This window comes from Bradyrhizobium sp. LTSPM299 (genome assembly GCF_000938235.1).
Classification (GTDB): domain Bacteria; phylum Pseudomonadota; class Alphaproteobacteria; order Rhizobiales; family Xanthobacteraceae; genus Bradyrhizobium.
The window spans coordinates 1-12,453 of the sequence record NZ_JYMU01000025.1 but is presented as its reverse complement, the minus strand read 5'-3'; the positions used below and the strand labels follow the sequence as shown (position 1 = coordinate 12,453).

Annotated in this window: 11 protein-coding genes; 8 read left to right on the top strand and 3 right to left on the bottom strand. The window is 64.8% G+C overall.

Going from position 1 to position 12,453, the window contains the following annotated elements; all coding sequences use genetic code 11:
• Window positions 1–2 precede the first annotated feature (2 nt).
• Genes UP10_RS16160 through UP10_RS16140 form a run of 5 tightly spaced genes read left to right on the top strand, consistent with a single transcriptional unit; the run spans window position 3 to window position 4,863 of the window.
• Entirely contained in the window at window positions 3–2,720 is a 2,718-nt protein-coding gene (locus tag UP10_RS16160) for a hybrid sensor histidine kinase/response regulator (RefSeq protein ID WP_044588331.1), read from the top strand.
• A gap of 12 nt (window positions 2,721–2,732) precedes the next feature.
• Window positions 2,733–3,206, top strand: a complete 474-nt coding sequence (locus tag UP10_RS16155) for a chemotaxis protein CheW (RefSeq protein ID WP_044541170.1) — start codon at window positions 2,733–2,735, stop codon at window positions 3,204–3,206.
• A 28-nt stretch (window positions 3,207–3,234) separates the two neighbouring features.
• Window positions 3,235–3,624, top strand: a complete 390-nt coding sequence (locus UP10_RS16150; RefSeq protein ID WP_044588330.1) for a response regulator — start codon at window positions 3,235–3,237, stop codon at window positions 3,622–3,624.
• Between the two features lie 45 nt (window positions 3,625–3,669).
• Window positions 3,670–4,539, top strand: a complete 870-nt coding sequence (locus UP10_RS16145; RefSeq protein ID WP_044588329.1) for a CheR family methyltransferase — start codon at window positions 3,670–3,672, stop codon at window positions 4,537–4,539.
• A 3-nt stretch (window positions 4,540–4,542) separates the two neighbouring features.
• Entirely contained in the window at window positions 4,543–4,863 is a 321-nt protein-coding gene (locus UP10_RS16140; protein WP_044588328.1) for a hypothetical protein, read from the top strand.
• Between the two features lie 184 nt (window positions 4,864–5,047).
• On the opposite strand, the gene UP10_RS16135 is transcribed toward UP10_RS16140, so the two are convergent.
• The gene (locus UP10_RS16135) at window positions 5,048–5,353 is read right to left on the bottom strand and encodes a hypothetical protein (RefSeq protein WP_044588327.1); all 306 of its coding nucleotides are present in this window, start codon (window positions 5,351–5,353) and stop codon (window positions 5,048–5,050) included.
• Between the two features lie 156 nt (window positions 5,354–5,509).
• Here UP10_RS16135 and UP10_RS16130 point away from each other — a divergent pair, with 156 nt between their 5' ends.
• The gene (locus UP10_RS16130) at window positions 5,510–6,145 is read left to right on the top strand and encodes a response regulator transcription factor (RefSeq protein WP_044588326.1); all 636 of its coding nucleotides are present in this window, start codon (window positions 5,510–5,512) and stop codon (window positions 6,143–6,145) included.
• Window positions 6,146–6,217: 72 nt separating this feature from the next.
• On the opposite strand, the gene UP10_RS16125 is transcribed toward UP10_RS16130, so the two are convergent.
• The gene (locus UP10_RS16125; protein WP_044588325.1) at window positions 6,218–9,349 is read right to left on the bottom strand and encodes a PAS domain S-box protein; all 3,132 of its coding nucleotides are present in this window, start codon (window positions 9,347–9,349) and stop codon (window positions 6,218–6,220) included.
• 220 nt (window positions 9,350–9,569) lie between these two features.
• Here UP10_RS16125 and araD point away from each other — a divergent pair, with 220 nt between their 5' ends.
• Both araD and UP10_RS16115 read left to right on the top strand, forming a co-directional pair.
• The gene (gene araD / locus UP10_RS16120; RefSeq protein ID WP_044588324.1) at window positions 9,570–11,312 is read left to right on the top strand and encodes an L-arabinonate dehydratase; all 1,743 of its coding nucleotides are present in this window, start codon (window positions 9,570–9,572) and stop codon (window positions 11,310–11,312) included.
• A gap of 132 nt (window positions 11,313–11,444) precedes the next feature.
• Window positions 11,445–12,164, top strand: a complete 720-nt coding sequence (locus tag UP10_RS16115) for a ribonuclease activity regulator RraA (RefSeq protein ID WP_044588323.1) — start codon at window positions 11,445–11,447, stop codon at window positions 12,162–12,164.
• Between the two features lie 81 nt (window positions 12,165–12,245).
• Here UP10_RS16115 and UP10_RS16110 read toward each other — a convergent pair.
• Window positions 12,246–12,453 (bottom strand): transposase (locus UP10_RS16110; RefSeq protein WP_044588322.1); only part of this gene is annotated, 208 nt, incomplete at its 5' end.

The window sequence follows — 12,453 nt, the reverse complement described above, 5'->3', positions numbered from 1 at the left end:
TGTTGCGGGAGTTCTTGACCGAAACCGGCGAGAGCCTCGACACGGTCGACAACCAGTTGGTTCGGTTCGAGCAGGACCCCAACAACGCGAAGATTCTCGATAACATCTTCCGCCTGGTGCACACCATCAAGGGGACCTGCGGCTTCCTCGGCCTGCCGCGGCTGGAAGCGCTGGCGCATGCCGGCGAGACCCTGATGGGTAAATTCCGCGACGGCATGCCGGTCAAGGCTGAGGCCGTGACACTGATCCTGTCCTCGATCGACCGCATCAAGGAGATCCTGGCAGGGCTCGAGGCCACCGAGGCCGAGCCTGAAGGCGACGACCGCGATCTGATCGATCAATTGGAAGCCATGGTCGAGCGCGGCATGGCCGCCATGGCCGCTGCTGCAGCTGAAGAAATGCCTGAGGTCGCCGCACCTCCCGTGCAGCCGGCGATGTCCGAAGGCACGCTGGTGGTGCAGACGCTGGAGCGTCCGTTGCGCCCCGGCGAGGTCTCGCTCGACGAACTCGAACGCGCTTTCCGCGAGACCGCGCCCGAAGTGGTCGTCCCCGCGCCTGTCGCCAAACCCGCCGCGCCTGCGGTTGCTGCGGTTGCCGCAGCCGAGCCCGCCGAGGTCGCGAAGAAGCCGGCCCGCAAGGCGGCTGCCGCCGAGGGCGACGTCCCGGAAGGCGACAAGATCGCCAACCAGTCGATCCGGGTCAACGTCGACACCCTCGAACATCTCATGACCATGGTCTCCGAGCTGGTCCTGACCCGCAACCAGCTGCTGGAGATCTCCCGCCGCAACGAGGACACCGAGTTCAAGGTGCCGCTGCAGCGTCTGTCCAACGTCACCGCCGAGCTGCAGGAAGGCGTCATGAAGACGCGGATGCAGCCGATTGGCAACGCCTGGCAGAAGCTGCCCCGCATCGTCCGCGACCTCTCCGGCGAACTCGGCAAGCAGATCGAGCTGGAGATGCACGGCGCCGACACCGAGCTCGACCGCCAGGTGCTCGACCTGATCAAGGATCCGTTGACGCACATGGTGCGCAACTCCGCCGACCACGGCCTGGAGACCACGGCCGAGCGGGTCGCCGCCGGCAAGGGCGAGCAGGGCACCATCCGGCTCTCTGCCTATCACGAGGGCGGCCACATCATCATCTGCATCGCCGACAATGGCCGCGGGCTCAACACCGAGCGGATCAAGGCCAAGGCAGTCCAGAACGGTCTCGTCACCGAGGCTGAACTGGAGAAGATGACCGAGGCGCAGATCCACAAGTTCATCTTCGCGCCGGGCTTCTCGACTGCCGCCGCCATCACCTCGGTCTCCGGCCGCGGCGTCGGCATGGACGTGGTCCGCACCAATATCGACCAGATCGGCGGCACCATCGACATCAAGAGCGTGGCCGGCGAGGGCGCCTCCGTCACCATCAAGATCCCGCTGACGCTCGCGATCGTCTCCGCCCTGATCGTGGAAGCCGGCGGTGACCGCTTTGCGATCCCGCAGCTCGCCGTGGTCGAGCTGGTGCGGGCGCGGGCCAACTCCGAGCACCGCATCGAGCGGATCAAGGACACCGCGGTGTTGCGGCTGCGCAACAAGCTGCTGCCGCTGATCCACCTCAAGAAGCTCCTGAAGATCGACGACGGCGCGACCTCCGATCCCGAGAACGGCTTCATCGTGGTGACGCAGGTCGGCAGCCAGACCTTTGGCATCGTGGTCGACGGCGTGTTCCACACCGAGGAGATCGTGGTCAAGCCGATGTCCACGAAGCTGCGCCACATCGACATGTTCTCCGGCAACACCATCCTGGGCGATGGCGCCGTGATCATGATCATCGACCCCAACGGCATCGCCAAAGCGCTCGGCGCCTCCGGCTCCTCGGCCCATGACATGGCCGACGACAGCGCCTCGGCCCATGCCTCGTCCGGCGAGCAACTGACCTCGCTGTTGGTGTTCCGTGCCGGCTCCAGCCAGCCCAAGGCGGTGCCGCTCGGCCTCGTCACCCGGCTGGAGGAGATCGCAACCGACAAGATCGAACTCTCGAACGGTCGCTACATGGTGCAGTACCGCGAGCAGCTGATGCCGCTGGTGCAGATGGCCGGCGTCAATGTGCAGACGCAAGGTGCGCAGCCGATCCTGGTGTTCGCCGACGACGGCCGCTCGATGGGGCTGGTGGTCGACGAGATCATCGACATCGTCGAGGAGCGGCTCAACATCGAGGTCGCGGGCTCGCAGGAGGGTATCCTCGGCTCGGCCGTGATCAAGGGCCAGGCCACCGAGGTGATCGACGTCGGCCACTTCCTGCCGATGGCGTTTGCCGACTGGTTCTCGCGCAAGGAGATGCGCCCCTCGGCAAGTTCGCAATCCGTGCTGCTGGTCGATGACAGTGCCTTCTTCCGCAACATGCTGGCGCCGGTGCTGAAGGCCGCCGGCTACAAGGTGCGGACCGCGCCGAACGCGCAGGAGGGGCTTGCCGTGCTGCGTTCGGGGCAGGCCTTCGACGTCGTGCTGACCGACATCGAGATGCCCGAGATGAACGGCTTCGAGTTCGCCGAAAGCATCCGTTCCGACAACAATCTGACCGGGCTGCCGATCATCGCGCTGTCGGCGATGGTGTCGCCGGCGGCGATCGAGCGCGGCCGGCAGGCCGGCTTCCACGATTATGTCGCCAAGTTCGACCGTCCCGGCCTGATCGCGGCGCTGAAGGAACAGACCGCCGAACTGCGCCGGGCGGCTTAAGGAACTGTCATGATGACCAGCAAGACCGAGACAAGCGAAGGCGCGATGGTCGAATACGTCACCGCCGTGATCGGCGGCCAGCTGTTCGGGCTGCCGATCTCGCGGGTGCAGGACGTGTTCATGCCGGAGCGGCTGACGCGGGTGCCGCTGTCATCCGCCGAGATCGCCGGCGTGCTCAATCTGCGCGGCCGCATCGTCACCGTGGTCGACATGCGCGCCCGGCTCGGGCTGCCGAAGGCCGATGACGGCAAGCCGCCGATGGCGGTCGGTGTCGACCTGCGCGGGGAATCCTATGGCCTCCTGATCGACCAGATCGGCGAGGTGCTGCGGCTGCCCGACGACGGCTGCGAGGAAAACCCCGTCAACCTCGATCCCCGCATGGCCAAGCTCGCCGGCGGGGTCCACCGCCTCGACGGTCAGCTCATGGTCGTCCTCGACGTCGATCGCGTACTCGAATTGATGCCCAAAACAGCAGCTGCTGCATAGACGGCAGCTTCAACAAGGAGGCTAACATATGAAGACATGTCTTGTTGTCGATGATTCCAGTGTGGTGCGGAAGATCGCCCGCCGCATCCTTGAGGGACTGGCTTTCACAGTCACCGAGGCCGAGGACGGCGCAAAGGCAGTCGAGGCCTGCAAGGTCGCGATGCCGGATGCCGTGCTGCTAGACTGGAACATGCCGGTGATGGACGGCTTCGAATTCCTCATCCAATTGCGCCGCATGCCCGGCGGCGATGTACCAAAAGTGGTGTTCTGCACCACCGAGAACGGCATCGACCACATCTCTCGCGCGCTGAATGCCGGCGCCAACGAATACATCATGAAGCCGTTCGACAAGGACATCGTCGCTGCGAAGTTCCAGGAAGTCGGTTTGCTCGCGCTCGACGTGCCGACTGAAGCTTGAAGCGAACCCCTTCTTTTGCCCTTCTCTTGCCCTTGCGAGGCTCCTGTGACGCCCCCAGACTACGAGTATCTGCGTAAGCTCCTGAAGGACCATTCCGGTCTCGATCTATCTGCGGACAAGCAGTATCTGATCGAAAGCCGCCTGCTTCCGCTGGCGCGCAAATGCGGCCTTTCCGGCATTCCTGACCTGGTGACGAAGGTGAGGGGCGGTTCGTCCTCGCACATCGCCCAGGTGGTCGAAGCCATGACCACCAACGAGACCTTCTTCTTCCGCGACAAGGTGCCGTTCGATCACTTCCGCGACACGATGATGCCGGAAATCCTGAAGGCTCGCGCCGCGCGCAGGAGCGTGCGGATCTGGTGCGCCGCCGGTTCGACCGGCCAGGAGCCCTATTCGCTGGCGATGTGCCTGAAGGAGATGAGCGCGGCGCTTGCGGGCTGGCGGGTCGAGATCGTCGCCACCGACCTGTCGCAGGAGGTGCTGGAGAAATCCAAGGCCGGCATCTACAGCCAGTTCGAGGTGCAGCGCGGATTGCCGATCCAGATGCTGGTCAAGTATTTCAAGCAGTCGGGTGAATTCTGGCAGGTCAATCCTGAGTTGCGGGCCATGGTGCAGCACCGCCAGCTCAACCTGCTGCACGATTTCTCGCAGCTTGGCGCCTTCGACATCATCTTCTGTCGTAATGTGCTGATCTATTTCGACCAGGACACCAAGATCAACATCTTCAACCGCCTTGCCAGATTGGTCGAAGCCGACGGCTTCCTGGTGTTGGGCGCTGCTGAAACGGTGGTCGGTCTGACTGACACCTTCAAGCCGGTCCCCGAGCGGCGCGGCCTGTACCGGCCGAACGCTGCACGGGCTGCTGCGGCGGGAGCCGTCATGCCCAGGGTTGCCGCCGCGGCTGCGGGACGTTGAGCGATGACGGAAGACGGCAAAGTCGTCGAACGCGTGACGTTCAGCCGGGGCTACGATGTTTGCATGATGGCCATCGACGGTACCTGGCGGCGGGATTGCGTGCTCAACGCAATCTCCGACAATGACGCGACCCTCACGGTGGAAGGTTCCATTCAGGGGCTCAATCTGAAGGAGTTCTTCCTCCTGCTGTCGTCGACCGGCCTTGCCTATCGCCGCTGCGAACTGGTTCGCGTCAACGGCACCGAAATGGACATCAGTTTCCTCAAGGGCAAGCCGGGCAGGAAGCGATCGGCCTCCGCCGAGGCGGAGCGGATCGGGGCCTGACCGGGCGGCTTGCTCCGATCAGACGTGTCCCGGCGTTTTCCCTGGCGCTGTCACGCCGGGATCGGTCAGCTGTCATCCGGAATATAGCAGGAACGGATCGCCGTCCCGCGTGTTGGGCGTCATCGGGGCGCCATCAGCGCGAAGCCGATCGGCGTCGGACGGGGTGGTCCCCAGTCTTTGTGGATCAGTTCAGGACGCGCGCCGGGGCCGTGGAATCGAGCAGCCGAAGCGCGATGCCGAGGCCGGTGTCACAGGCCTTCAAGGCGGTTGACGCCCCGATGTAGCGCGGCGTGATGTCGTCCAGCACGAAGATGTTGCTGGCGGGGTCATGCTCGGCGAGCAGCGCTTCGCGCTCGATCGCGGACTCGATCAGCCGCAGGCTTGCCTGGATATGCCCGATCAATGCGACCAGGTCGGTTACGATCAGGTTGTAGGGATCATTGCCTTCGTCCGGGCGCGCCACGAAATTGTCGGCTGCTGCACTTGCCATGCATGTTTCTCCACTGCCCTCCACTTTTAGGGAATGCGGTGCTACTTGTGCGTTAAGCTGACGTCCCGTACAAATACGGGTCCATTGATCAATTTGGTCGAGAAGTTTTTTGTTGTGCAATGAGGCGTCACGCTTCACCACTGATGGACGATGCACATGGCTGAGAATGATTCTCCCCGCGGGGAGATTTTCGTGGTGGACGACGATCCCGCCGTTCGCGATACGCTGTCCATGGTGCTGTCGACGGCCGGCTACAAGGTGATTTGTTTTGCGGACGGCGCCGCGCTGCTTTCGGTTGCGCGAAGCAGAACGCCGGCCTGCATCCTGCTCGACGTGCACATTCCGGGCAAATCCGGTCTCGACATCCTGAAGGAACTGCACGGCGAAGACTATCCGGCGCCGATCTTCATGATCTCGGGTCAGGGCGATATCGCGATGGCGGTCAGCGCCATCAAGAACGGTGCGCTGGACTTCATCGAGAAGCCTTTCAGGGGCAGCGAGATCGTCAGCCGCCTGAACGAGGCGATCGACGCCTACACCAGACGCCAGGCCGAGGCCTCCGCGTCGCGTATCGCCTCGCTGCACTTTCCGGGACGCGAGCCGCTGACGCGCCGCGAGCGCGAGGTGCTCGAGCAATTCACTGCCGGCGCCTCCAACAAGGAGGCGGGGCGTCAGCTCGGCATCAGCCCGCGCACCATCGAGGATCACCGCGCCAACATCATGAAGAAGCTCGGGGCGCGCAACGCCGCCGATCTCGTCCGTATCGTGATGACGGCACAGCGCCACGCCTGATCCTCTTCACCGTGCGAACGCGTCGCGTTTATCGCGAGGGATAGCCGGGTCCACACTTCTCCGGACCATTCTCTAATCCGCGAGCGCCTTGCGGATCATCGCGGCCAGTTCCGATTTGCGATAGGGCTTGGGCAGCAGCAGCACGCCCTCGTCCAGCCGGCCGTGATGAATGATCGCATCCTCGGTATAGCCCGAGGTGAACAGCACCTTCAGCTCGGGCTTCATCCTGAACACCCGCTCGGCGAGCTGGCGGCCATTGAGTCCGGGCATGATCACGTCGGTGAACAGAAGATCGAACGGTGTGCCAGCCTCGATGATCGCGAGCGCCTCTGTTGCATTCGCGGCCTCCAGCGTGACGTAGCCGAGCCCGTGCAATTGCGCGAGCACGTAGTCGCGGACCAGCTTGTCGTCCTCGACCACCAGGATCGTCTCGTGGCCGCCTTCGAGGTCCGGCGCCGCCGCGGCGTCCGCCGCCAGCGCCGCGCCGGAGGCCGGCGGAAGATACATCCTGATCGTGGTGCCGTGGCCTTGCTCGCTGTAGATCTTGATGTGCCCGGCGGACTGCTTGACGAAGCCGTAGACCATGCTCAGGCCGAGCCCGGTTCCCTTGCCGGGTCCCTTCGAGGTGAAGAACGGATCGAACACCTTGTCGAGCAGCTCGGCCGCAATTCCGACCCCGGTGTCGCTCACCGCGATCATCGCATAGGGACCGGGCGGCACGTCGTCGTGCGGTCCGCCATAGCTCTCGTCGAGAACGACCGACGCCGTCTCGATTGTGAGCCGGCCGCCTTGCGGCATGGCGTCGCGAGCATTGAGAGCGAGATTGAGCAGGGCATTGGCGAGCCGGTTGGGGTCGACCACCGCCAGGCAGGTTTCGTCCTCGAATGCGGAGCGGATGTCGACCTGCTCGCCGAGCGTTCGCCGCAGCAGATTCGTGGTGTCGACGATCAGCGCGTTGACATCGATCTCGCGCGGTTCGAGCGGCTGCTTGCGGGCGAACGCCAGCAGTTGTTGGGTGAGGTCGGCGCCGCGTGTTGCGGCCTCGTCGATCATCCGCGCGATCGCCGCGAGCTGCGGCTCCTGCTTCACGGCGTCGGTCAGGATCTCGATCGTCCCGGTGATGACGGTGAGGATGTTGTTGAAGTCGTGGGCGATGCCGCCGGTGAGCTGGCCGACGGCTTCCATTTTCTCCGACTGCCGGATCCGGTCCTCGGTGGCTATTCTGTCGGTGAGGTCGCGGATGAAGCCGTTGAACACGAAGCCGTCGCTGGTCTTCAGCGCCGCGACGCTGAGCTCGGCGGTGAATTCGGTGCCGTCGCGCCGCCGGATCTGCACCTCGCGTCGGGGCTGGCGAACCAGCTCGCCGCCGGAGCCCAGGAAGCCGGCGAGCGCCGTCCTCAGCGGTCCGCCCGGCCGGCCCATCAAATCAAACACGTTGCGGCCGAGCGCCTCCTCGCGCGTCCAGCCGAAAATCGTCTCGGCCTGCGTGTTCCAGTCGCGGATGACGCCGTTCTGACCGATCTGCACGAAGGCATCGAGTGCGCCGTCGATGATGCCGCGCGCCAGTTGCGCGCTTTCGCGCAAGGTTTCCTGCGCCTTGCGGCTCTCGGTCATGTCGCGGCCGACGAAGGAGATGCCGATGATGGCGCCCGACAATCCCTTGATCGGCGCGACGCCGAGCGTGGCGTCGACCGGCGAGCCGTCCTTGCGCATCAGCACGGTTTCGTTCCGCTCGATCCGCTCGCCCGAGCCGATGCGGCGCATGATGTCGTCGATCTCGGCGCGCCGGCTCGGTGGCACGAGCAGGGCGATGTGCTGACCGACGGCCTCCGCCTCGCTGTAGCCGAACAGCCGCTCGGCGGCCGGATTCCAGCCGGTGATGGTGCCGTCCAGCGATTCCGTGATGATGGCGTCGTTGGAGGATTCCACGGCTGCCGCGAACAGGCGCTCGCGCTCGGCATGGTGGTCGCGCGCCGCCTCGGTGCGGCGATGCTCGGCCGCCTCGCGTTCAAGCGCCACCGTCTTGGCGTTGGCCTCGTCGATCACACGGACGAAAGCGCGCGCCAGCACGCCGGTCTCGCCGCCGGCATTGACCGGAATGGCGGCCGTTCCCTGCTCGGTCACGCGCTCCACGGCGGCGGTCAATCGCGTGATCGGCCGGGTCAGCGATCGTGCCACCAGCCAGGCCAGGGCTCCCGCGCCAAGCACCGCAAACAGGCCGACCAGGATCGAGCTGTTGCGGATCGCGGTCGCGGGGGCCATGAACACGCTGTTCGGGGCGGCCTCGATCACCGCGACCCATTGACGTCCGGCCAGCAACGCCGGCGCGAGCGCAACGCCGGACTGTCGTCCGTCCGGATCGCTGGTCATGGTCGCGATGCTTTGCGTGGTGCCGAGCGCCGCTGATAGATCTGGCAGGTCGCGCTGCCAGTTCGTCGGCCGTCCCTGCTGCGCGCCGAATTCGCGCGCGCGGTCGGGGTGGACGAGATAATTGCCCTTGGCGTCGACCACATAGACGAACTCGCCAGGCCGCACCGAGGCGCGGATGCTTTCGAGCGTCGGCCGCATGTCGGCATCGATGATGACGATCCCGAACGGCTTGCCGTCGGGCGCCCTGACCGGCTTGGCGATCGCCATGGTCGCGACATGCGGGGTCTCGACGACGCCGTTCTCCTCGTTCAGGCCGATCGGCGAGACGTAGATGCCGCCGGCGGGAAGATCGATCGTGTCGCGGAAATAGGCGGCGTCGCCGACCTGCTTCAGCTCCGCATCGGGTACGGTCCGCGCCGCGCCGCCGGGGCCGGAGCGGTCGACCCGCACGAGTTCGCGATGATTGTCGGCAATGCCGATAAAGCGCAGCGAATGAGCGGGCTTGAGCGTCATCTGCGCGACGAGCTGGGTCTCCAGCCGCTGGCGCCAGATCGCCCCCGTGGTGCCGTCGACCGGGTCGATCCCGCCATTGAGCCGTGCGCGCATCAACCCGTCGACCGCGGGAAGCACCTGGAAGGTCGTGACGTCGCCGGGAGTGTTGCGGGCGCGAGCCTCGAGGGCCGAGACGGCGAACCGCGATTGCGCCTCGATCCGGTCGAGCATGCGCGGGGCCAAGGCTTGTTCGAGGCTGCGATAGCTCAGCCATCCGACCGCGGAAACCGCGATCGCGACCAGCGCAATCATCGCGACGGCAAGCCTGGTCGTTAGCGTCATCGGTGCGGTCTACCATGCATGACTGCCATGTTCAGAAACATCCGGGCCGGAATCCCTTGTCAGGTCGACCAACCGGGACGACGCGTGCAATTTCGAGTATATGCGCGGCGACGAGCATCGAAGCTCCTTCCGAAGACGGAAACTGGAGCGTATGCAAGCAAATTCGGCAGACAAGTTCGATAGACAAATTCCGCAGACAATTTGATAGACATGGGGCCCCATGACGACCCAGAAGACCAAGACCCCGGATCAATTGCGCAGCGCACGCTGGTTCGCGCCCGACGATTTGCGCGCCTTCGGCCACCGCTCGCGGGCGATGCAGATGGGCTATGCGCCGGAGGAGTGGCGGGACCGCCCGGTGATCGCGATCATCAGCACCTGGTCGGACGCGCAGCCCTGTCATATGCACTTCAAAAGCCGTGTCGATGACGTCAAGCGTGGCGTGCTGATGGCCGGCGGGTTCCCGATGGAGCTTCCGGCACTGTCGCTGTCGGAATCGCTGCTGAAGCCGACCACTATGCTCTATCGCAACATGCTGGCGATGGACGCCGAGGAACTGTTGCGCGGCCATCCGGTCGACGGTGTGGTGCTGATGGGCGGCTGCGACAAGACCACGCCGGGGCTGCTGCTGGGGGCCACCAGCATGAACTTGCCCGCGATCTATCTGCCGGCCGGGCCGATGCTGCGTGGCAACTGGAAGGGCAAGACGCTCGGCTCGGGGTCGGACGCCTGGAAATACTGGGACGAGCGGCGTGCGGGGAAGATTTCCGACAAGGACTGGGTCGACATGGAGGCCGGTATCGCACGCAGCTATGGCACCTGCATGACGATGGGCACGGCGTCGACCATGACCGCAATCGCGGAAGCGGTCGGCATGACGCTGCCGGGCGCCTCGTCGATTCCTGCCGCCGACGCCAATCACATCCGCATGAGCTCGGAAGCCGGCCGCCGCATCGTCGAAATGGTCTGGGAGGATTTGACTCCGCAGAAGATCCAGAGCCGGAAAGCCTTCGAGAACGCGATCACGGTCGCGATGGCGATGGGCTGCTCGACCAACGCCATCATCCATCTGATCGCGCAGGCGCGTCGCGCCGGGCAGGACATCTCGCTCGACGATTTCGAGACCGCGAGCCGCAAGGTGCCCGTGATCGCCAATGTGCGGCCGAGCGGCGACCTCTATCTGATGGAGGACTTTTTCTACGCCGGCGGGCTGCCGGGCCTGATGACCCGCATCAAGCAGCACCTGCATCTGGATTGCATGACGGTCACGGGCAAGACGCTCGGCGAGAACATCGATGGCGCCGAGGTTCACAACGACGACGTCATCCGCACCGTTGCCAATCCGATCTACCAGGAGGGCGCGCTTGCGGTGCTGAAGGGCAACCTCGCGCCCGACGGCTGCGTGATCAAGCCCTCCGCCTGCGATCCGCGCTTCCTCAGGCATAGCGGGCCGGCGCTGGTGTTCGATGATTATCCGTCGATGAAGAAGGCGGTCGACGATCCCGATCTCGATGTCACGGCGGATCACGTCCTGATCCTGCGCAATGCCGGGCCGCAAGGCGGGCCGGGCATGCCGGAATGGGGCATGCTGCCGATCCCGACCAAGCTGGTGAAGCAGGGCGTCCGCGACATGGTGCGGCTGTCGGACGCCCGGATGAGCGGCACTTCTTACGGCGCCTGCATCCTGCACGTCTCGCCGGAATCCTATATTGGTGGCCCGCTGGCGCTGGTGAAGAACGGCGACAAGATCACGCTCGATGTCAACGCTCGCACCATCAATCTCGATGTATCCGAGGCGGAGCTGGCAAAACGCCGCGCCGAATGGCGGGCGCCCGAACGCCGCTTCGAGCGCGGCTATGGCTGGATGTTCTCAAAGCACATCAAGCAGGCCAATGAGGGCTGCGACTTCGATTTCCTCGAGACCGGTTTTGGCAAGCCGGTCGGCGAGCCGGTGATTTATTAATCTGTCGTTCCGGGGCGCCGCGCAGCGGCGAGCCCGGAATCCATTTCACCACATCGCATGCGGCCCCGATGGATTCCGGGCCTGGCCCTATGGGCCATCCCGGAATGACGACAGATGAGAGAGCAACGAACCATGTCAAAACTCAGCGACACCACCCGCAATAAACTGAAATCCGTTTCCACCGCGACGGTCGCCACCGCGCTGTTCAAGCGCGGCTTGCGTATCCAGACCATCCAGGATGTCCATCCCTTGAACCCCGATCAGCCGACGCTGGTCGGCGAGGCCTTCACGCTGCGCTACATGCCGGCGCGCGAGGACCTCAATACGATCGAGGTGTTCCGCGACCGCGCGCATCCGCAGCGCAAGGCGATCGAGGAGTGCCCGCCGGGTGCAGTGCTTGTCATGGACAGCCGCAAGGACGCGCGCGCGGCGTCCGCTGGTGCGATCCTGGTGACACGGCTGATGAAGCGCGGCTGCGCCGGCGTCGTCACCGATGGCGGTTTTCGCGACGCGGCCGAGATCGCAAAACTCGGATTTCCGGCCTTCCATCACCGGCCGAGCGCGCCGACCAACCTGACCTTGCACCAGGCGATCGAGATCAACGTCCCGATCGGCTGCGGCGATGCGCCGGTGTTTCCCGGCGACGTGATCCTCGGCGATAGCGACGGCGTCATCGTGATCCCCGCCCATCTCGCCGACGAGATCGCCAATGAGACCTTCGAGATGACCGCATTCGAGGATTTCGTCACCGAGCAGGTCCATGCGGGCCGCAGCATCCTGGGCCTCTATCCGGCGACGGACGAGCAGACGTTGACGGGTTTTGCGGCCTGGCGGAAGGCGAAGGCGAGGTAGCCGCCGTCGTCCTGGCGTAACAGGCTGTGCGAGAAGTCGCGCTGCTTGCGACGGGATGGCTGCATCGGCCAGCAAAAATGCTCAGTCAGGCGGGCGTGAGTGCCAGCGCTTCCAGTAGGGCGGGCACCCAAGGATGTTGGTCACCCGCTTGAGGTTGTAGCAGAGGACGCCCAAGGCGAGTTCGGTCTTCGCCTTTTTCAGCCCCTTCACCAGGAAGCGGGGACCAGCCATCAGCCACTTCATGGTTCCAAACGGGTGCTCTATCGTCTCCCGCCGTCGCCTCATCCAG

Coding starts and splice junctions, on each gene's coding strand:
- UP10_RS16155 (WP_044541170.1), top strand. CDS start 2,733: ATGACCAGCAAGACCGAGACAAGCGAAGGCGCGATGGTCGAATACGTC.
- UP10_RS16150 (WP_044588330.1), top strand. CDS start 3,235: ATGAAGACATGTCTTGTTGTCGATGATTCCAGTGTGGTGCGGAAGATC.
- UP10_RS16140 (WP_044588328.1), top strand. CDS start 4,543: ATGACGGAAGACGGCAAAGTCGTCGAACGCGTGACGTTCAGCCGGGGC.
- UP10_RS16135 (WP_044588327.1), bottom strand. CDS start 5,353: ATGGCAAGTGCAGCAGCCGACAATTTCGTGGCGCGCCCGGACGAAGGC.
- UP10_RS16130 (WP_044588326.1), top strand. CDS start 5,510: ATGGCTGAGAATGATTCTCCCCGCGGGGAGATTTTCGTGGTGGACGAC.
- UP10_RS16125 (WP_044588325.1), bottom strand. CDS start 9,349: ATGACGCTAACGACCAGGCTTGCCGTCGCGATGATTGCGCTGGTCGCG.
- araD (WP_044588324.1), top strand. CDS start 9,570: ATGACGACCCAGAAGACCAAGACCCCGGATCAATTGCGCAGCGCACGC.
- UP10_RS16115 (WP_044588323.1), top strand. CDS start 11,445: ATGTCAAAACTCAGCGACACCACCCGCAATAAACTGAAATCCGTTTCC.